Source organism: Mammaliicoccus sp. P-M58, from assembly GCF_022386165.1.
In the GTDB taxonomy this organism is placed as follows: domain Bacteria; phylum Bacillota; class Bacilli; order Staphylococcales; family Staphylococcaceae; genus Mammaliicoccus; species Mammaliicoccus sciuri.
In genome coordinates this window covers 1-20932 of sequence record NZ_JAJNJI010000004.1, presented here as the reverse complement: position 1 = coordinate 20932, position 20932 = coordinate 1, and the positions used below count along the sequence as shown (strand labels likewise).

General features: G+C 30.7%; 20 protein-coding genes. 12 read left to right on the top strand and 8 right to left on the bottom strand.

The genetic code is table 11. The features are described 5' to 3' along the window. The first annotated feature begins 99 nt into the window (after positions 1 to 99). Positions 100 to 1305 carry an AI-2E family transporter gene (locus tag LQ694_RS05315; RefSeq protein WP_096791399.1) on the top strand — a complete coding sequence of 402 codons (1206 nt, stop codon included), beginning with the start codon at positions 100 to 102 and terminating at the stop codon, positions 1303 to 1305. 121 nt (positions 1306 to 1426) lie between these two features. Beyond that, positions 1427 to 3952, top strand: a complete 2526-nt coding sequence (gene mprF / locus LQ694_RS05310; RefSeq protein ID WP_218696579.1) for a bifunctional lysylphosphatidylglycerol flippase/synthetase MprF — start codon at positions 1427 to 1429, stop codon at positions 3950 to 3952. 65 nt (positions 3953 to 4017) lie between these two features. Here the strand turns inward: mprF and LQ694_RS05305 are convergent, their stop codons facing one another. Next, positions 4018 to 4581 carry a LysE family translocator gene (locus LQ694_RS05305; RefSeq protein WP_058611340.1) on the bottom strand — a complete coding sequence of 188 codons (564 nt, stop codon included), beginning with the start codon at positions 4579 to 4581 and terminating at the stop codon, positions 4018 to 4020. A gap of 93 nt (positions 4582 to 4674) precedes the next feature. Here LQ694_RS05305 and LQ694_RS05300 point away from each other — a divergent pair, with 93 nt between their 5' ends. Beyond that, positions 4675 to 5574: a LysR family transcriptional regulator gene (locus LQ694_RS05300; RefSeq protein WP_231493047.1), complete on the top strand. Its 900-nt coding sequence runs from the start codon at positions 4675 to 4677 to the stop codon at positions 5572 to 5574. Between the two features lie 99 nt (positions 5575 to 5673). Here LQ694_RS05300 and LQ694_RS05295 read toward each other — a convergent pair whose 3' ends face one another. Both LQ694_RS05295 and msrA read right to left on the bottom strand, forming a co-directional pair. Continuing rightward, positions 5674 to 6291, bottom strand: coding sequence for a DedA family protein (locus LQ694_RS05295; protein ID WP_204253490.1), 618 nt, complete (start codon positions 6289 to 6291; stop codon positions 5674 to 5676). 93 nt (positions 6292 to 6384) lie between these two features. Further along, positions 6385 to 6885 carry a peptide-methionine (S)-S-oxide reductase MsrA gene (msrA, locus tag LQ694_RS05290; protein WP_218696577.1) on the bottom strand — a complete coding sequence of 167 codons (501 nt, stop codon included), beginning with the start codon at positions 6883 to 6885 and terminating at the stop codon, positions 6385 to 6387. A gap of 154 nt (positions 6886 to 7039) precedes the next feature. On the opposite strand from msrA, the gene LQ694_RS05285 reads away from it, so the two are divergent. Then, entirely contained in the window at positions 7040 to 8017 is a 978-nt protein-coding gene (locus tag LQ694_RS05285; RefSeq protein WP_058611337.1) for an LCP family protein, read from the top strand. A 71-nt stretch (positions 8018 to 8088) separates the two neighbouring features. Here LQ694_RS05285 and LQ694_RS05280 read toward each other — a convergent pair whose 3' ends face one another. Both LQ694_RS05280 and LQ694_RS05275 read right to left on the bottom strand, forming a co-directional pair. Then, complete coding sequence (locus tag LQ694_RS05280) at positions 8089 to 8274, bottom strand: 2-hydroxymuconate tautomerase (protein WP_037560206.1); 186 nt, start codon at positions 8272 to 8274, stop codon at positions 8089 to 8091. Further along, positions 8274 to 9287: a cation diffusion facilitator family transporter gene (locus LQ694_RS05275; RefSeq protein ID WP_218696576.1), complete on the bottom strand. Its 1014-nt coding sequence runs from the start codon at positions 9285 to 9287 to the stop codon at positions 8274 to 8276. Before LQ694_RS05275 ends, LQ694_RS05280 begins: the two co-directional genes overlap by 1 nt. A 393-nt stretch (positions 9288 to 9680) precedes the next feature. Between LQ694_RS05275 and mqo the strand changes: the two genes are divergently transcribed. The 4 genes from mqo (at position 9681) to LQ694_RS05255 (ending at position 13585) form a co-directional block, all read left to right on the top strand. Further along, entirely contained in the window at positions 9681 to 11165 is a 1485-nt protein-coding gene (gene mqo / locus LQ694_RS05270) for a malate dehydrogenase (quinone) (protein ID WP_058591313.1), read from the top strand. 127 nt (positions 11166 to 11292) lie between these two features. Further along, complete coding sequence (locus LQ694_RS05265) at positions 11293 to 11697, top strand: sporulation protein (protein ID WP_025905962.1); 405 nt, start codon at positions 11293 to 11295, stop codon at positions 11695 to 11697. A 140-nt stretch (positions 11698 to 11837) separates the two neighbouring features. Beyond that, positions 11838 to 13058 carry a Y-family DNA polymerase gene (locus tag LQ694_RS05260; protein WP_218696575.1) on the top strand — a complete coding sequence of 407 codons (1221 nt, stop codon included), beginning with the start codon at positions 11838 to 11840 and terminating at the stop codon, positions 13056 to 13058. Between the two features lie 113 nt (positions 13059 to 13171). Further along, positions 13172 to 13585, top strand: coding sequence for a VOC family protein (locus tag LQ694_RS05255; RefSeq protein ID WP_172965064.1), 414 nt, complete (start codon positions 13172 to 13174; stop codon positions 13583 to 13585). 58 nt (positions 13586 to 13643) lie between these two features. On the opposite strand, the gene LQ694_RS05250 is transcribed toward LQ694_RS05255, so the two are convergent. After that, positions 13644 to 14351: a GntR family transcriptional regulator gene (locus LQ694_RS05250; RefSeq protein ID WP_058611333.1), complete on the bottom strand. Its 708-nt coding sequence runs from the start codon at positions 14349 to 14351 to the stop codon at positions 13644 to 13646. Positions 14352 to 14459: 108 nt separating this feature from the next. Further along, positions 14460 to 15554 (bottom strand): tartrate dehydrogenase, encoded by a 1095-nt coding sequence (locus tag LQ694_RS05245; protein WP_196968240.1) that lies wholly within the window; start codon positions 15552 to 15554, stop codon positions 14460 to 14462. 114 nt (positions 15555 to 15668) lie between these two features. On the opposite strand from LQ694_RS05245, the gene LQ694_RS05240 reads away from it, so the two are divergent. Beyond that, the gene (locus LQ694_RS05240) at positions 15669 to 16940 is read left to right on the top strand and encodes an SLC13 family permease (protein WP_239771839.1); all 1272 of its coding nucleotides are present in this window, start codon (positions 15669 to 15671) and stop codon (positions 16938 to 16940) included. Between the two features lie 72 nt (positions 16941 to 17012). Then, positions 17013 to 18149, top strand: coding sequence for a glycerate kinase family protein (locus LQ694_RS05235; protein ID WP_096791406.1), 1137 nt, complete (start codon positions 17013 to 17015; stop codon positions 18147 to 18149). Positions 18150 to 18181: 32 nt separating this feature from the next. On the opposite strand, the gene LQ694_RS05230 is transcribed toward LQ694_RS05235, so the two are convergent. Next, entirely contained in the window at positions 18182 to 19696 is a 1515-nt protein-coding gene (locus LQ694_RS05230; RefSeq protein WP_218696572.1) for a Na+/H+ antiporter NhaC family protein, read from the bottom strand. Positions 19697 to 19901: 205 nt separating this feature from the next. Between LQ694_RS05230 and LQ694_RS05225 the strand changes: the two genes are divergently transcribed. Beyond that, positions 19902 to 20105 carry a helix-turn-helix transcriptional regulator gene (locus LQ694_RS05225; RefSeq protein ID WP_239771837.1) on the top strand — a complete coding sequence of 68 codons (204 nt, stop codon included), beginning with the start codon at positions 19902 to 19904 and terminating at the stop codon, positions 20103 to 20105. Next, a complete protein-coding gene (locus tag LQ694_RS05220; RefSeq protein ID WP_070368912.1) occupies positions 20102 to 20827 on the top strand; it encodes a DUF3169 family protein in 726 nt (241 codons plus the stop codon). Before LQ694_RS05225 ends, LQ694_RS05220 begins: the two co-directional genes overlap by 4 nt. Positions 20828 to 20932: the final 105 nt, after the last annotated feature.

The following is a 20932-nucleotide window of genomic DNA, read 5'->3' as shown; positions in this document are numbered from 1 at the left end:
TTATAATATTATTATGTAAACTATAATTGTAAATTTTTGTTTTTAAAGTGAAACGATTAGGGTATAATAGATTATAAATCTTTAAGAGGAGGGCTTATTTTGGAAAAAGAAAAGAATTCCAATAATTCTTTGAATAAAACAACACGTTTTATCCAGTTTTTCGGTGGACGTGATATTTATTTTATTTTAGGATTATTGATTTTGATAGGGTTAACAATATTTATTTTCCAACATGTTTCATTTATTTTTGAACCTATCGTTACGATTACGACAACTTTAATTGGCCCAATTATTGTTGCGTTTATTGCATTTTATTTGTTTAATCCTTTAATTAATTTTATGGAAAGGTTTAACATCTCTAGATTATGGGGAATCATCATATTATTATGTGTGATTATCGCAGCATTTACACTAATTGTGACGTTATTAATACCTGTTGTGCAACATCAAGTTGAGAGTTTATCTAAAAATTTACCTACATATTTCGATGAATTTAGTGATAAATTAAAAGAACTTTCTCAAAATTCATTTGTAGCGGATTACTATACACAAGCTCAAAATTGGTTCCAACAGAACTTTAGCGATATTCCTAAGAAAATATCTAATTCAGTAGGGGATTTCAGTAATAAATTCCAAACATTTGTATCTACAATTACACATGTTGTTGTGATCATTATTACATTCCCATTTGTATTATTCTTTTTACTTAAAGATGGCGCGAAATTCAGAAATTACTTTATTAGATTAATGCCACCAAAATTCAGAAAAGATACACATGATTTAATTGATAAGATGAATGTTCAAGTTGGTTCTTATATTCAAGGTCAAATGATTGTTGCTTTCTGTATTGGTGTATTACTATTTATCGGTTATTCAATCATTGGATTAGACTATGCTTTAACTTTAGCAAGTATTGCTGCTGTGACTAGTGTTGTACCGTATTTAGGTCCAATTATCGCTATTTCACCAGCAATTATTTTAGCTGCTATTGATTCACCGTTTATGTTATTGAAACTTGCAATTGTTTGGGCTGCAGTTCAATTTTTAGAAGGACATTTTATTTCACCAAATATTATGGGTAAAACTATGCAAATTCATCCTTTAACAATTATCTTTGTATTGTTATGTGCAGGTAATTTAGCAGGTATACTAGGGGTTATTTTAGGTATTCCAGCATATGCTATTATTAAAGTAGCAGTGACACATCTCTTCACATTATTTAAACGACGTTATAATAAGTATTATCAAGATGACTCAGGTCCATACGAGTTTAAAGATGAAGAAGTTGTATATGAAAAAGAATAAACTATAACTATAGACTGCCTTTAACTTTTTGAAGCTTAATGGCAGTCTTTTTTAAACATTTTAATTTCTATATTTATATGGTATTATTTGGGAGTATTACAAAATAAAAGAAGGTTGGAATATGAGACTATTAAATCGAAAGAAAATTTTGCCAATATTAAAAGTATTATTTATATGTATCATATTATGCATCGTTGTCTTTGTATTGCATAATGAATTAGGAAAAATCGACTTTAAAAAGACAATCGTGCTTTTTAGAGAAATGAATACATTTTATTTTGTAGGTATCATTATATTAGGTGTGTTTTCCGTATCTGTTTTATCATTATATGACATGATGTTAAAGCAATCTTTAAAAATCAGTCTACCGATTCACAAAGTTTTATCCATTAGCTATATTATCAATACATTTAACAGTATTTTAGGATTTGGTGGATTAATAGGTGCCGGTTTAAGAATTTATTCTTATAGAAATGACGTTGAAGATAAGAAAGATTTAGTTAAAAGTGTTTCATTGTTATTGTTATCCATGTTAAGCGGTTTAAGTTTATTATGTGCACTTATTGTATTTCGTGTTTTCAATGCGGATGCATTACTAGCTGATATTTCATGGGCTAAAATTGTCATATATATTGGTAGTTTGTTTCTTCCATTATTTATAGTTGTGTCGTATTTGAAACCTTCTATAAGTCGAGATAGATTGCTTGGACTTAAATTTACAATTGTATCTGCACTTGAATGGATTGTGGCGAGCTATTTATTATTTGTCATTTTGAAAGCATTACATATTCATGTAGACTTTGCTCACTTAGTTGGGATATTTGTTGTTGCAGCCTTATCAGGATTAATAAGTATGATACCCGGGGGATTTGGTGCATTTGATTTAGTGATCTTATTAGGTATTAAGTCGCTTGGTGTACCTGAAGAAAAAGTATTATTAGCGTTGTTACTCTATAGAGTTGCTTATTACTTCTTCCCATTTATTATAGCACTTGGTTTATCTACATTTGAATTTGGTAGTATCGCTAAAAAATACATCGAAGAAAGTAAATTCTATACACCAGCAGTTGATACAACATCATTCATAAAGTCTATACAGAGTGATTTTATGACCAAAGTACCAACATTGGCGCTAGGTTTATTATCAGGTATTACAGGATTTGTTCTTTATTTTAATCACATTTTAATCTTATATGATGCTATTTACTCACATCATTATACTTTTTATTCAAGCTTATTAGCACTACATACAGCTTCTACACTTATGTTACTGATTTGTGCTAAAGGTGTTATGTCTGGTACGATGCGATCTATTCTCATGAGCATAATTTCTGTTATCGTGATGTTAGTCGTATCTATATTAACGAATAGTACAATCATTGCATTTTTATGGTTAGCGATACTATTAGTATTATTATTTATCGGCTACAAAAATGCGCTCGTTGTCAAAAAGATTGTTACACCTATGAAAATAGTTTTAAGTGGTGTATTAATTTTAACAATGTTTATTTTCAATAGAATTGTCACTAAAAATTATTTGAATTTATATCCACATGAAGTCACTAAATTTGATAAATATGCTGTGTTTACAATGTTCTTAATTGCACTTGCGATCTTATGTTTAATCGGTATGTGCATAACATATATACTCTCAAAAAGATTCCAAAAAAGTTTATATACAAATGCTACATATGAAACGATACAGTCTATTATCGACCAAAATCAAGGTTCATATGTGAGTCACTTAGCATTTACAGGAGATAAATCATTTTATGTTAATAAAGATGAAGATGTCTTTATTATGTATCGACATAAGATGAATGCAGTTATCGTGTTAGGTGATCCAGTCGGTAACTCTGATAAATATCATGAAGTATTAAAAGAATTTTATGATCAAATGCATTTTTTAGGGCATGATATTATTTTCTATCAAGTACAAAGTAAATTACTATCTTTATATCATGATTATGGAAATGTCTTTTTCAAATTAGGTGAAGAAGCACTCATAGACCTCGAAACATTCAGTTTATCTGGTAAGAAAAAACGTGGTATGCGTGCAACACATAATAAAATGGCATCAGAAGGCTATCAATTTGAAATTATAGAAGCACCATATGCACAAGATGACATCAACATGTTGAAATCCATTAGTGACGGCTGGTTAGGTGAGAAGAGAGAAATGAGCTTTTCAGTTGGGTCATTTGATGAAGATTATTTAAATAAAGCACCAATCGCAGTTATAAGAAATGATAGCAATGAAATAGTAGGTTTCTGTTCATTAATGTATACAAATTATAATGATTCCATATCCGTAGATCTAATTAGATGGAACAAAGAAGTAGAACTACCAATGATGGACGCTTTATATATCCATATGTTGTTATGGGCACAAGAACAAGGCTACAAACAATTTAATATGGGAATGGCTACGTTATCCAATGTAGGACATAATCAATACGCATATTTAAGAGAAAAATTTGCAGCAAAAGTATTCGAAAATATGAATGGTTTATATAGCTTCCAAGGATTACGAAATTATAAACAAAAATTTTATCCAGAATGGGAACCAAGATATTTAGTATATCGTAAATATAGTTCACTATTATGGAATTTAATAAGAGTATCTTTAACAATTAATCATAAATAAAACACCAAAACCACTTGTAAAAAAGTGGTTTTGGTGTTTTTTTAGTAAAATCTCACTTTTATTCATTAATAGAATATACTTAATGCGGAATATAGGATCAATAATGACATAACTGCATTAAATATATAATGATATTTATTGAGATATCTTTTTAAATAGTGTCCTAATACGCCCCATACAATAAGGCAAGCCCATCCGATAATAATAGTTAGTAGCATATATATAAATGGTTTGTTATTGGAATTAGGTATAATAAAGACACCTAGTAATGTGATATAAAATAATAAAGTTTTCATATTTAAAATTTGTAATAAAAATCCAGCTTTAAAAGTAGAATATACATCACCAATTTCATCGTATTTACTAGCATTAAACGTTTTATAGGATAGATACAATAAATATACAAATCCAAATATTTTCAGTGTTTGTTCAACTGCTTCAATATATTCTTCAAATAAGTATAAACAAATAAAAGCTAAAATAGCTAAAAATAAAAACCCTGCTAATATACCAAGTATAAATTTTTTTGCACCTAATAAACCATGTTTCTTTGTAGAATTCATAATAAAAATATTACTTGGACCTGGTGTAATAGATGTTACAAAAACATAAATTAAAAACGCAGACATATTCTTCACCTCAATATAAATTTTAATGTCTTTTTGGTTATAAGTGAAATTAATGTTATTATTAATGCATTAATAAAATTAATAGGTGATTGAATGAATATAAAGCAGTTAAAAATTTTAAAGACACTTATAGAAACTAAGAGTTATACAAGAACAGCGGAATTACTAAACTATACGCAATCTAATGTATCTCAACAAATTAATCAATTGGAAGCAGAATTGAAAAATGAATTATTTATTTACTCAAACAAAAAATTGATTGAAAGGGAGTTTCTTTTAAAAATATTGCCTTTAGTTAATGACTATATTTCGACACACGATCAAATTATTAAATTATCGAACGAGGACATGACTAATAAATTAAAAGTAGCAGCACCCGAATCATTAGTTACAACAGGATTAAGTGAAGTTATAAAAATGTTTTTAGAAAAATTTCCAAATACTGAATTTGATTTGCTTAATAATACTTGTAGTAAAAATCAAGCATTACTCATTAATGGTGAAGTAGATATAGCTTTTGTGATCAATACTGGAATCCAAAATAATACAATAAAAAAACATAAAATAAGTGATGATGAAATTGTTATTGTGGCACATCATTCTGCTCCAGATACATTAGATGAGTTATTAAGAAGTAAGCGATATAATCATTTTGTAATAAATGAAAAAGACAGCACTTACCGCACGATGTTTGAAGACTTTTTAAGTAGTAACTTAAAGGAAGTTTCTAAAATAACAGAATTATGGAGTATAGATGCAATTAAGACATTTTTAATAGATGATATGGGATTTAGTGTATTGCCATATAGAACTGTAGAGAAAGAAATAAATTCAAATAAGCTAAAAATCATAGAGGGAAATGATCAATTTCCTACTTTTTATTCATTCGCTTTAACAAGGAAGAAAAATTGGGATAACAATCTCATCGATTTATTTATTCAAGAAGCAAAAATATATATGGGTAGAAATATGAAAAAGGAAAAAATAGATTGAATAACTAATACTAGTAGTAATAAATTTGTTGTTTATAATACAAAAAAACTTTCATAACCAATCCTTAGAAAAAGGGGTTATGAAAGTTTTATTTTTTATTTAATTAACGCGTGTTTCCTTAATGCGTTTATACCATAAGTATAAGACGTAAAGTACTGCTATCGCGATGATCACGATAAATACTTTAGAATACATACCGACGTATACGATGATTTGATGCCAATGATTGCCTAGCATTTTACCGAGCATGATAAGAAATATATTCCACATACCTGTTCCGATAGCCGTTAATAGGATAAATACGGGTAAGTTCATTTTAGTTATACCGGCTGGTAATGAAATGAGAGTTCTGACAATTGGGATAAAGCGTCCTAAAAAGATAGCCCAATGTCCATATTTATCTAACCATTGAATGGTCTTATCTAAGTCTTGTGTTTTGATACCTATATATTTGCCACGTTTATGTATAAATTTATATAAACGTTCTTCTCCTATAAGAGCACCAATGCTATATAATACAAGTGCTCCGAGTACGGCGCCTAAAATTGTAAGTAAACATACAATTATGATATTCAACTCTGACTGTGAAGTCATAAAGCCTGCAAATGTTAATATGATTTCAGAAGGGAAGGGGTGTATAACATATTCTAAAAATACGAGTATGAAGACACCTATATATCCATAATGCGTCATAAAATCAGTAATCCATTGTTCCATAATGTTCTCCTTTTATATCTTAAATACTGATAGATGTTATATAAAAATAACAGTATAGCATAATTGTATACGATACTGTTATGCTATACTTGTTTATTTTAAACTTTGTCTAATTGTTTGTTCTTCTTGATATCTTTCAGGATTCTTCTTATAGAAATCTTGATGATAATCTTCAGCTTTGTAAAAAGGTTTATATGGTAATAATTTTGTAACGACTGATTTTCCTTCTGGTAATTCTTTATTTAATTGTTCGATATACTGTTCAGCAAGTTTCTTCTGATCATCATTTGTATAGAAAATAGCTGTTTCGTATTGTGTACCTCTGTCTTGGAATTGTCCATGAGCATCAGTAGGATCAATAATTGCAAAAAATATTTCTAGCAGTCTATTATATGAGAATAAAGCTACATCATATTGGATTTCGACAACTTCATAATGTCCGGTATCACCCTTTTTTACTTCTTCGTATGTTGGATTTTCAGTAGTTCCACCCATATAACCTGAAGTCACTTTATCTATTCCTTCATATTGGTCAAATGGCTTAACCATACACCAAAAGCATCCTCCTGCAAAATACGCTTTATTCATATTCATGATATTTTTACCATCCTTTATTCAGTCTCAAGTCTTATTTTTAAGTTAGCTTTGCAATTTTTCTTGATTTTTAGTATATAAATTGGTTAACTTAATGTATGAGTCTCATTATAATATAATTAGACTCAATTTTGAAGATAAAAGGTTGGTAACAATGACTTCGCATAATCAATCAGAAACTGAAGATAATCGTCAAACGAATATACCTACAAGAAGAAAAAAGCGTAGAATTAAAAAAAGACCTTTTATTTTCTTAGGTATCATCTTACTTTTAATTGGACTTGGATTTTACATTAATGCTTCTTATAAATCTGGTTTGAAAGTTTCATCAGATAATGGTAAAAAGCAGCAATTACATAAATTCAATAGTACAACGCGGAATGATGGTAAAGTAAATGTGCTCGTATTAGGTGAGGACCGCAAAGTAGATAATTCACAACCTAGAACAGACTCAATTATGATTGTTCAATACGATTACTTGAAAAAAGATCTCAAAATTGTATCTGTCATGAGAGATATTTATTCAGAAATCCCAGGTGGCTATCGTAATTATAAGATTAATACTGCATATTCATTAGGCGGACCTGAATTATTACGTAAGACATTGAAGAAGAACCTTGATATTGATCCGGAATACTATGCAATTATCGATTTTGATGGATTTGAAGAAATGGTCGATGAAATTGCACCTAAAGGCGTTCCAATCGATGTTGAAAAAGATATGTCTGCAAAAATTGGTGTTTCTTTAAAACAAGGGCAACATAATTTAAACGGGAAAGAATTATTAGGTTATGCGCGCTTTAGACACGATGAAGAAGGTGACTTTGGTCGTGTTAGAAGACAACAACAAGTTATGACTGCACTAAAATCAGAATTGATGAGTGTGGATTCAGTTGTTAAAGCACCGAAATTAGCTGGTATTGCTAGAGGTTATGTTAATACCAACTTAGATGATCAAACAATTTACAAAACGGGAGCTAGCTTCTTAGCTAGAGGCGATAAAAATATTAAGACGTTAACAGTCCCTGTTAAAGGTTCTTATACAAATGAGAATGATATAGAAAATGGGGCAGTATTAAAAATCGACAAAGAAAAAAATAAAGAAGCAATTAAAAAATTTCTTAACGATTAATCATTAAGGAAACTAAAAAAGCAATAAATGGTCACTTCGACCATTTATTGCTTTTTATATTGATGTAGTGCTTATGAATCAGATTTACGTGTACCAGCAACACCGTAGTGTTCAGGTTTCATTTCTTCAATAATGACATGAATATTTTCTTTTGGTGCTTTTGCATTTTGATGAACAGCTTCTGTAACATCTTTTACAAGACCTTTCAATTGTTCATCAGATCTACCTTCAATTAATTTAATGTTAACGATTGGCATTATAAACGCTCCTTATTATATTGAATATTTGCTGAAGGACCACTATCTCCATTCCAGTCTGTTTGACCGTCATCTTCTATGAATTCAATGTTCACATCTTCAACATGAGATAAGTCTAACAATTTTAATATAATCCGTTTTCTGATATCTGACAACTCTTTAAGTGTATGATTGTGATTAACTTCTAATAAACATTCTATATGAAGTGCTTCTCCTTCTTTAATAACAGCAAGTCTTTTAATATCACTAATTGCTTTATCATCTAATATGACACGTGAAGCATGTATTTCAGATTCATGATCTGCAATACCAAGAACCCCTTGTGCATTTTCAATAAAGATAATACCCACAACTATAAACATCATCACACCAATGATAACTGAGGCTATACCTTCTAACATACCTAAACCTGTTAATCTTGCGATAATGATTGAGAGAACGGCAATAATACCTCCACCAGTTGCGACAGTATCTTCCATAAATACTAATTTTGTTGCAGGTTTAGCTTTACCAATCAGTAAATAACTTTTAGTAAATGGTGTAAGTAATCCTTTACTGCTTTCACCAGCTTCTTCTAAGATTTCTTTACCAGCTTTTCTTAAAACACTACCTTCTAAAATAATACCGATAGCTAAAACAGCGATATTAATCCAGAAAAATAATATTGGTCCACCAGTTTCATTTGGATGGACAATATGGTGGAAACCTTCTTTAACTGTCTCATAAGATAAAATACCTACAATAATAACAGCTATTAAACAAACGAGGTTAATTAATCTTCCATATCCAAGAGGGAATTTTTCATTTGGACTTCTCTTAGAAAATGCTGATCCTAAAAATACGAAAAGTTGGTTTGCTGCATCACCAAAAGAGTGCATCATTTCAGCAAACATAGCGATGTTTCCTGTAAAGATAAAAGCGAATAACTTTAAACAACCTAAAATAAAGTTAACAACTGCAGCAGAAAGCGAAGACTTGCTTCCTTTTTTAAGTAAATTAATGAAAGGTTTCATAAAAAACTCCTTTAAAATATTTTTGTTTTGATTATACCACTATAATACCCAATTTTATTATAATATAAGTATTTTTATGTGAAATTCATAATAATATTATGTAAACTATAAAGGTTAAATGAAATTTTTCAAACCATCATTTAAGGAATGTGTTATACTATTTATATGGATATATTAATTAAGTTATACTAATTCTCGACTATTTTAATGTAACTTAATATTAAAATTAACTTATTACACATTGTGTACTTGTTGTCACTTTTTAAATGAAAGTATAAGGTTTATAATAGTAGTAATACATAGATTAATTCATACAAATTATTCATTTGTATATTTTTATGGACATATATTTAGTCGAAATGGTTAATATTGAAAGGGGCTCTGTAGTTAATTATGAATGCTTTACATAAGAAAACAGATGTAATATTAATTGGTGGAGGCATTATGAGTGCTACTTTAGGTACTATGCTTAAAGAATTATCACCAAATTTAGAAATTAAATTATTTGAAAAATTATCAAAACCAGCTGAAGAAAGTTCTAACGAATGGAATAACGCCGGAACTGGTCATTCAGCATTATGTGAATTGAATTATACTAAAGAAGAGGCGGATGGTTCGGTTAATATTGATAAAGCAATTCAAATAAATGAACAATTTCAATTATCAAAGCAATTTTGGACATATTTAGTAAACAAAGGTAGTTTAACAGATCCACAATCATTTATTCGTCCTGTACCACATATGAGTTTTGTTTATGGAGACAAAAATGTACAATTTTTGAAAAATAGATGTGATGCATTATCAAAAAATCCATTATTCACTGGTATGACGTTTACAGATAATTTTGAAACGTTAAAGCATTGGATGCCGCTTATGATGGAAGGGCGTTCTCAAGATGAAAGAATTGCCGCAACTAAAATTGAATCTGGTACGGATGTAAACTTTGGGAATTTAACGCGCTCATTATTAAGTGACTTAAAAGACCAAGGTGTAGAGTTAAATTATAATCATTCTGTTCAGAATATTCGAAGAAATGAAGACAATTCATGGCAATTAAAGATTTATAATGCCGAAACTAAAAAGGTTGAATACCATAATACTCAATTTGTGTTTATTGGCGCCGGTGGTGGTAGTTTACCACTTTTACAAAAGACAGGCATAAAAGAAGCTTCTAATATAGGAGGTTTCCCAGTTAGTGGTTTATTTATGGTATGTAATAATGAAGAAATTATTGCTAAACATGATGCTAAAGTTTATGGTAAAGCAAAAGTTGGAGCGCCACCAATGTCAGTACCACATTTAGATACTAGATACATTGAAGGTAAACGTTCATTATTATTTGGACCATTTGCTGGATTCTCGCCTAAATTCTTGAAGACTGGCTCTAACTTAGATTTATTTGGTTCAGTGAAACCGAATAATATCTTTACGATGTTATCAGCTGGTTTAAAAGAAATGGGATTAACGAAATATTTAGTAGAACAAGTCTTATTGTCAGATGAAAAGCGTTTAGAAGAACTAAAAGAATTTATACCGACTGCGAAGTTAGAAGATTGGGATATCGTAATCGCTGGTCAACGTGTACAAGTCATTAAAGATACTCAAGAAGGCGGAAAGGGTACATTACAATTTGGTACTGAACTTGTAACAAGTGAAGATGGCTCTATTTCTGCGTTATTAGGTGCCTCTCCAGGTGCTTCTACTGCTGTACATGTTATGTTGCAGTTACTTGAAAACTGTTTCCCTAATGAATTTGTAAACTGGGAAGATAAGATTAAACAAATGATACCTTCATTTAGAACAAACTTATCTGATAATCCTGATTTATTTAATGAAATTAATTCATCAACTTCGAAAGCATTAGGTTTATATAAGTAAGGTTATTTTAAATATTGATGATTGTAAAAAATTATCAACTATAATTAAAAAATTCTCTTTAATCACTTTAAATTTTAGTTTAATCGGGTTAAACTATCTTTAATGAAGATTAAGGGGGATTTGTATTATGTTTGAAAAATTACTTACCTCTATAGGTGTCGGTAATCTAACAATCGATACGCGTCTAGAAAAGATGACTTTTAATGAAGAAGAACCCATTAAAGGTAAAGTAATATTTAAAGGTGGTTCATGTGATTTAGAAGTTAAATATATTGAATTGTCACTTATTGAACGTGTCAATAATCAAAACGAGGATAGTGATTTTTCGGAATTTGATTATGAATTGCATAAGCATAAAGTTAATCAATCCTTCTTGATTAAGAAGAAAGACCATCAAGAATACGAATTTGAATTTAAATTAGAACAAATTGAATTCAAAGGCGAGCCAGAAGAAATATTTTTAAAGACACATGTTCATATCGATCAGTCAATTGGCGCTGATGACGAAGAAAAATTAAGTATAGTGCGATAATTAATAATGAAGTCTTACAAAGTTGACCTATAAGGGGTTAATCTGTGTAGGACTTTTTATTTATACAAATAAATTTCTTGAAATAGAACAAGTGTTCGTATATAATGATGATACAAACAAATGTTCTGGGAGGTGATGTGATGTACAATTACAGTGATTTCCAAGAGAGATATATTTTATGTTTAAGTCATCATAATTTTTTTGCAAATGTGTCGTGTGTTTCAAAAGGTATTAACCCAAATGAATATAAATTAGCTGTTATTTCCGATACAAAAAGGCAAGGCGCCATCGTTATTTCAGCTACTGAGCCATTACAAGAACTAGGAATCAAGACGGGTTCAAGACTATTTGAAATACCACATAGAAATGATATTTTTATCATTAATCCAAATTTGAAACAATATATAAACTATGCAAATGCTATTTATAAAGTATTGTTAAATTATGTACATGCAGTTGATATCCAGCAACATCGTGTAGATGAAATTTTTATTGATGTTACACATTATTATAAACAATATTCTGATAGTCCAAGTGAATTTGCTTCTATGATCCGAGCTGAAATTGAACAAGAAACACAATTGAATTGTCATATAGGTATTGGACCGAATATGTTGCTGAGCAAGTTGGCTTTAGATAACGAGTCTTACCAACATGATCAATCAATAGGAGTATTAAATTATAGCGATATAAGAGATAGAGTGTGGTCGATACATCCATTGCATAAAGTGTGGGGGATAAATGATCGATTAGAAAAGGAATTAAATGAGCTTGGTTTATATACTGTTGGAGATTTAGCACGCTATCCAGTTAATAAATTAACACAATCATATGGCACTATGGGTAATGAATTGAATCTAATTAGCAATGGTATAGATACAAATAACGTTAGGGAAACTCATAGTATTTATAATCCAGATATTAAATGTGAAGTAGCGTTTGAAAAACAATATCAATATTATGAAATGAAAGAAATTATACTTCAACAAGTGGAACGTTTAACGAAACAATTAAGATCTAGAAATTTATTAGTTAAGACAATTGCTTTTTCACTGAAAAGTAATGCCAATACAATCTCTAAATCTTATTCTTTAAAAGACGGCACGAATATTACGATGGATATATTTAGAGTAATCTTGAGTTTTACAGAACAGTTAAGTGATAAACATGAGCAGTATTCAGCATTAAATATTTCACTTACGCAACTCGTGCCAGAACGAGCTCGTGAACTGAATTTATTTATAGATACATTTGAGCGAGAACGTGATGAAGCATTAGCTTTGGTTACAAATGAAATGAGTGTAAATCACACAAATAGAAGACAAGAAGAAAGTATTCATAATCTAGTCGATCATAGATGAAATACAGAATATAATCACCATGTGTTAAAAATGTAAACTTTATTAACATTTGACAAACTCTTTGCACATTTATATACTTGTTTTGATTAACAATCAAATATGGGGAGTGGTGCATGGTGATTAAACAAGTTACACCTTATCTTTACTTTAACGGAACTTGCGAGGAAGCATTAGCATTTTATAGTGAAGCATTAGATGGAAGTGTAAGAGAATCACAAACTTATGGTGACGCAGGTGTAGACGCCTCCGAAGATCCAAATAGAATTATACATGCACAATTAGAAGTTAATGGTCATTTATTTATGTTTTCTGATACCCCAAATGATGATGATTCACTTCATAAGAATCACAATATATATATTGTTTTAGAATTTGAAACTGAAGAACAAATTAATGAAGTATATAATATCTTTAAAGAAGGTGGACAAGTTCAAATGGAACTTGGACAAACTTTCTGGGGTCAGACATATGCGAAAGTAATCGATCAATTTGGTATAGGTTGGGATTTAACTTATACTCATCAATAAAATAAAGTATAAAGAAAAACCATAAACAATTTTTGAGTAAAGTTTATGGTTTTTTAATCTAGTCATTTAATGAATTAACAATTTCTCCCCACGATCTTTTTCTGTGAGATTGCATAGCTAATCGTGCTGCATGCTTATCCTTAGCTTCTATACATGCAATAATCGCTTTATGTTCAACGATAGATTGATATGGAACAGGACGATCATTGATTGTGAATAATCTAGCTCTAAATAATTGGTCTGCATGAATATTAATAACGCTGCTTAAGCGTGTATTATTTGCAAAACTAATTAAATCTGCATGGAATTGATCATCTAATATAGACCATTTGTATAAATTATTCTGTTCAAGTTGTTCTTGTTGTAATTCTATTAAATGCTTTAAATGTGCTATATTTTCTTCTGTCACTTTTGTTGTCGCTAATTCTACTGCCAAACCATCTAATGTTTCAGTGATTTCATAGATTTCCTTTAAATCATGCTTTTTTATCGGATTGATATTAAAACCACGCCTTGGAATTAAAGTCAGTAATCCTTCAGTTTGTAATCTTACTAATGCTTCTCTAACAGGTGTGCGACTCATTTCTAAAGCTTCAGCAATTTCTCTTTCTAAAATTGTTTGCCCCGGCTCTAATATTAAATTTTTAATCGCAATACGTAATATATGATAAGCACGAATAGGTAATCGCTGTTCATCTAACTGTTTAGCGATGTCTAGAAGTTTTCCTTTTAAAGAATCATATTCAATTTGATGCTCTTCTGACATGTCGTATCCTCCTCATTCAAATAATAAAAAATACACGTCTTTCTTAAAATGAGTTTCTCTCATTATAACAGAAAGACGTGCGGTTATATAAAATGATTACGAATAAAATTATTGCTTCACATTTGAATGTAAGTTCTCAATAATTGAATCTGCCATTTCTTTAGTTGTTGTATTACCACCGATGTCTATTGTAAGTGCGCCAGAACCTGTCGCTTTCTTAATACCTTCATTGACTTGATTTGCTTCTTCTTTTAATCCTAAATAATCTAACATTAATGCTGCACTACCAATAGCTCCAATAGGGTTTGCGATACCTTTACCAGCAATATCTGGTGCAGAACCATGAACTGATTCAAACATGCTTGGATAACGACGATCTGGATTTAAGTTTGCACTTGCTGCAATACCTAAACTACCTGCTAATGCACTACCTAAGTCAGATAAAATATCTGCTAATAAGTTAGATGCAACTACGACTTCTAAATCTTCTGGATGTAACACAAAGTGTGCCGCCATAGCATCTACTAACCATTGATCTGTTTCAACATCAGGATATTCTTTGCTCACACGTTTAAATACATCATCCCATAATACCATCCCATATTGTTGCGCATTACTTTTAGTAACACTTGTTACTTTTTTACGTTTACGCTTTCTTGCAGTTTCAAAAGCATATCTAATAACACGTTCACAGCCTTTTTCTGTAAATAAAGATGATTGTACGGCTACTTCATTTCCTTCACCTCTACCAGTAAAGTTACGACCACCAACGCCAGAATATTCACCTTCAGAATTTTCACGAATGAGTACCCAATTTAAAGATTCAACATCAGGATGATTTAATTTACTTTCAACACCTGGTAAAAATTCAACTGGACGAATATTCGCCCATTGGTCAAATCCTTGACATATAGCAATTCTCAATCCCCATAAGCTAATATGGTCGGGAACATTTGGGAACCCTACAGCACCAAAGTATATAGCATCATAGTCTTTTAAAGTATCTAATCCATCTTCTGCCATCATACGACCATTTTCTAAATAGTACTCACATCCCCAAGGGAAGTAATCAAAATCAAATGAAAATTGATGATTGGATTGCTCTGCTAAATGATTTAATACACGAACCCCTTCGTTAATAACTTCTTTACCAATACCATCACCTGGAATGACAGCAATTTTAAATGTTTTTTGTTCTGACATGATAAATAACCTCCTGTTTCTTTGTGATACATCCATTATTAAATAATGTATACGTTAATGTACGATGATTGAAATGAAAACGCTATCAAATTTTTGGCATAAGGGGTGTTTAGTATGGATAGTTCAATAATTACTTTAATATTTTTAGTATTTGCAATAGTTATGTTCGCTTGGGAAAAAATACCGTTAGCAGTAACTGCGATGATCGTCGCAATTGGATTAGTCATTACAGGCGTACTTAAACCTGAAGAAGCTTTTGCAGGATTCGTTGATAGTAACGTACTATTATTTATGGCTATGTTTATTGTTGGTGGCGCGTTTTTCGAGACAGGAATGGCTCAAAAAATAGGGGGAATCGTCACAAAATTTGCTAAAACTGAAAGACAATTAATTATTTCTGTTATGTTAATAACTGGTTTAATGTCAGGGGTACTTTCTAATACAGGTACTGCAGCAGTTTTAATACCAGTTGTAATTGGTATCGCAGCAAAATCCGGTTTTTCAAGATCTACTTTACTATTACCATTAGTTTTTGCAGCTACAATGGGTGGTAACTTAAGTTTAATTGGTGCACCTGGTAACATGATTGCACAGTCAGCGCTTAAACAAATAGGTGATGGATTTGGATTTTTTGAATATGCAAAAGTAGGGTTACCAATTCTTATTATCGGTATATTATATTTCACTTTAATTGGACATAAATTATTACCTAAAAGAGAAGAAGTCGATCTTGAAGAAGATTCAATATATGCTCAAGAAGTTGATTATTCAAAGGTTCCAAAATGGAAACAAGTTATGTCTTTAGGCATATTGATTTTAACCGTTATTGCAATGATTTTTGAACAGCAAATAGGTATTGCGTTGCATGTTTCTGCGTGGATCGGTGCTTTAGTGTTAATGGCAACAAGAGTTATTCCAGAGAAAAAAGCGATGAGATCAATTGATATGAATACAATATTATTATTTTTAGGGTCACTTGCTTTAGCAAATGCTATTCAAGTATCTGGTGCAGGTAAGCTAATTGCCAGTTCGTTAATGAGTACATTAGGTAAAGATCCATCTCCGTATGTATTATTATTTGTTATACTCGTGTTATCTGCTACGATGACGAATTTTATGTCTAACACAGCAACAACTGCATTATTAGTGCCAATTAGTATTTCTATTGCAAATGGTATGGGAGCTGATCCTAGCGCTGTATTAATGGCGACTGTAATCGGTGGTTCACTAGCATTTGCAACACCAATTGGTATGCCTGCCAATACAATGGTTTATGGTCTTGGTGGATTTAAGTTTAAAGACTATGCTATAGCGGGTATCCCACTTATTATTTTATCTATCATTGTTTCAATGATTCTGTTACCAATATTCTTCCCATTTTATTAATTAAATCTGTTAATTTTATATTTTTTCTGTAACATATAATTAGAACGAAATCATAAGAAGGTGGCGTTATTCATGAAAGTTTTAATTGCACCAGATTCTTTTAAAGGTAGCATTGATGCACTCAGTGCTGCGCAAGCGATAGAACGTGGCATTTTAACAGTAGATCCAGAAACTAAAACGGTTCTTCTTCCAATGGCAGATGGTGGAGAAGGTACGATGATTAATTTAGTGCAAGCAACTAAAGGAACAGTAATTGAAGTTAATAGTATAGATCCATTATCAAGGCCAATACAATCAAGTTATGGTATAACTGGCGATGGAAAGACAGCTATTATCGAACTAGCAACAAGTTCTGGTATTGATTTACTAAAACGAGAAGAACTTAATCCATTACATACGACCACTTATGGTACAGGATTACTTATTAAAGATGCCATTGAAAAAGGTATTAAACATTTTATTGTATGCTTAGGTGGAAGTGCTACAAATGATGCGGGAATTGGTTTATTACAAGCATTAGGTTATCAATTTCTAGATGAAAATGGAGTAGAAATACCATTAGGTGCAAAACATATTCATAATATTGAAACGATAGATCAATCAGATGTGATGCCACAAATACATGATGTGAAATTTGAAATTGCTTGCGATGTGACGAATCCATTCGTTGGTAAACAAGGGGCGAGTTATATATTTGGGCCACAAAAGGGAGCAACTCCAGAAATCGTAGAGAGGCTAGATCAATCATTTATTCATTTTGCAGATGTTATTAAGTCATTTAAAGATAAAGAAATAAGCAATATAGAAGGTGCTGGCGCTGCGGGTGGAACTGCAGGTGGCATGTTAGCGTTCTTAAATGCAGAATTAAAAAGAGGTATCGAACTTGTAGTAGGTTTTGTGAATTTTAAAGATATTATTAAAGAAAATGAAATAGACTTGATTATCACTGGTGAAGGCAAAATAGATGGTCAAACTTCTGGTGGTAAAGTCATATCAGGAATTGCACAAATTGCAAAATCTTATGACATACCTGTTATCGCAATTGGTGGTACGGTAGAGATGCCATTATTAGCACTTCACGAACAAGGTTTAACTGCGGCATTTAGTATTGCAAATGGTCCTATAACTTTAGAAGATGCTATGAATAATGGTGATAAACTCATTGAACAACAAACTGAACAAATTTTTAGAGCGCTTAAATTGAAATAATAAAAAGAGGTGGGAAATTATCCCATCTCTTTTTAAAGATTATACCGATATTTCTGAACTTGATTTATAATAAAGACACCACATATCATGAATAAGATAGCTAAAATAAGTGTGAATTTAAAATCAATTATACTTGTAATAAGTAAAGCAATCGTTGTTACAATACCGTTAAATATTGCAATCGGTACTTGGGTCTTGTTGTGATCTTTATGATCAGCACCAGCACCTGTTGATGATAATATGGTTGTATCTGATATTGGAGAACTATGATCCCCAAAGATACCTCCAGAAATAACGGCTCCTATACAAACTGCTAACGAAATGTCTAAATGATATCCTAATGGAATTGCGAGAGGTAACATAATAGCAAATGTTCCCCAAGAAGTTCCGTTTGCGAAGGACATACATGCACCAACAAGGAAAATTAAAGCAGGTACTATAGCAGGTGGTATCGTGCCATCGATAACTTGAACGATATAGTTAGCCGTTCCTAATTTGTCCAATACACTTCCTAAAGACCATGCTAATACTAAAATAACTAAAATATCTGTCATATTTTTCATACCGGTAGTATAAATATTTAATGATTGGCTAATTGTCTTAACTTTATAAAATAACATTAATAGGATAATAGAAATAGCAGCAAAGAAATAAGATAAACTTAAAGCTATTCTGAAATCTTTACCCTCTACACTTTGGAACGGGAATCCTTTAGGTGCTAATAAAGTGAACAATGAAACAATTAAAATGACGATAGGTAACCAAATTAGAATGGGTTTACTTTTATTTTCTACATCTTTATCAACTTCTACACTTTCTCTTAATGGCTTCGCATTGTCCCAATAAATTTGACCAGTATTCATTATACGATCCTCGGCTGCTTTCATAGGTCCGAAATCTAATTTTAATAAAATAATAAGAGGGACGATTAATACCGCAAGGACTGGATAAATAAAGTAGGGTAAGGAAACTATAAAGGCATCCCATGAGGACATATCTATGCTTAATCGTTTAAATTCTGTATCAATTAAGCCCATAATATAAACTCCCCAACCAATAAACGGTACCATCACAGAAACTGGCGATGCAGTTGAATCAATAATCCAAGCTAATTTTTCTCGAGATATCTTTGCTTTATCAAATAAACTTTCATAAATTGGACCTACAATTAATGGTGTTCCCATTTCTGAAAAGAATATTATAATACCACTGAACCAAGCAGCAAGTTGGATTTTGATACGACTTTTCGCACCGGATATAAATCGATTTGCAAATGCTTTTGCACCACCTGAGTTCTCAAGCAACGCAACAAATCCTCCGATAAAAACTAATAAGATAAGTATGCCCGCATTATATTCATCAGCAACCGTGCTGTACAAATAATCTCCAAGTAATTTTTTTAAAGAAGATATTGGATGAAAGCTTGTTAACAAGAGTATGCCTGAAAATAATCCTAAAAATAATGAAACAATAACACTTCTCGTAAGTAATACCATAATAATGGCTATAATTGGAGGAATAATCGACCAAAAGCCAAAATGATCCATAAAATTACCCCCTTCAAAATATTCTGAAATATGTAATTATTTAATCTTCACATATAATGACGAATAAGTAAATATGATATTAATAAATTACCAAAGATATGTATTCTTATACATATAAGTGTGACAATTATATGTAACAAAATGACAAATATATTTGTCAATATGACTAAAATCGTGTATATTGATAAATGTAGGTGGTGGTCAAATGAGAAATAGGGTAAAAGAGTTAAGAGCTCGGGAAGGATTTAACCAAACTGAGTTGGCTAAAAAAGCATGTATTTCAAGACAAACAGTTTCTTTGATAGAACGGAATAACTTTATGCCATCAGTATTGACTGCTGTTAGAATAGCAAGAATACTCAAAGAAAATGTTGAAGATGTTTTCATATTCGAGGAGGATGAATTATGAAAAAGAATAAAATTATGTTAATTGGTAACTTAATATTATATATGCTGATTGGTGGTCTAGTAGGTGGCTTACTTACAAGTATTTTTAAAAAAGGACATGACTTTTTAGAAATTGAACTTACGACAGTGCAAACTGATATTACAGCCATTATTCTAGCAATTGTATTAGTTATTTTAGTTATCATTTTATTGAACGTTTATAAAAAAGCTGAAAAATATAGAAAATTTGAAACAAATCCTGAAAATGAAGATGAAATAGAAATACAGTTAGAAAAAACATTAATTTATCCACCCATATTGCTTGGTATCATTATGACAATAGCTTTAACAATACTAAATATCGTCATTAACTTAACAAAAGAACCAAGTATGCTGTCACTGTTAATAGCAGTCGTTTCATTAATAGCAACAGCACCAATATCATATTTACATTTATCTAAAATGAGAAAATTATACCCAGAGAGAAACTATCCTAAACCTGGAGATAAACAATTAAGTGAAAAAATAATTAATATGATGGATAGTGGAGAACAATATATTACATTAATTGCCTTACAAAAAACTTATGCACTGAACCAACAATTAATAATCGGATTTATAGCATTATCATCAATATTCTCAGTTTCTTCAAACAATAATCAATTCTTCAGCGTGTCGTTATTGATTATCTTATATTTAGTCAACACAATGTATTACTCTAAAAAAGTATCAGAAACAATATAAAAAACTGCCTGTTAGGTACTGCACCCCTAAAGTTAGAGTAAAAAAACTAACTTTAGGGGTGTTTTAATATGACAAAATATAGTGATGAATTTAAGTTGAAAGTTG